A 447-nucleotide genomic window follows, 5' to 3' on the forward strand; every position below is an offset into this window, starting at 1 on the left:
AAGCGAAGCGCACCCGCGAAGCACCCCGTTAGGGGTGCCGGTGATGGCGCTGGGCCATTGCAGCGGGTCTGATCACAGGTCCAGGGCGACGCGGGTGGTGACGGCGATCTGGAAGAGGATCTGGGTGAGGGTCGAGGCGAGCTGCAGGTTGTGCGTGGGTGCCTTGGGCATGACGAGGATTTCGTCGCCGGGGCGCAGCGGGGTGTTGCGGGCGTGTTCGACGGCGCCGTTCTGGCGTACCAGCAGGATCTGGTCGCGGTCGGCGCGTTCGGTGAAGCCACCGGCGCTTTCCACGTAGTCGATGACGCTCATGCCGGGGCGGAAGACGGCGGCCTGGGGCACGAGGATTTCACCGCTGATGAGCACCGAGTCGCTGATTTCAGGAATGGTGATCACGTCGCCATCCTGGAGGCGGATGTCGGTGATGCCGTCGCTGGAGGCCACCAC

General features: G+C 66.4%; 1 protein-coding gene. It reads right to left on the minus strand.

The window, feature by feature from the left end; all coding sequences use genetic code 11:
• Positions 1-72 precede the first annotated feature (72 nt).
• On the minus strand, positions 73-447 hold a 375-nt coding region (locus C1631_RS25045), incomplete at its 5' end, for an SLBB domain-containing protein (RefSeq protein ID WP_185144707.1).

This window comes from Chryseobacterium phosphatilyticum (genome assembly GCF_002899825.2).
Classification (GTDB): Bacteria; Bacteroidota; Bacteroidia; order Flavobacteriales; family Weeksellaceae; genus Chryseobacterium; species Chryseobacterium phosphatilyticum.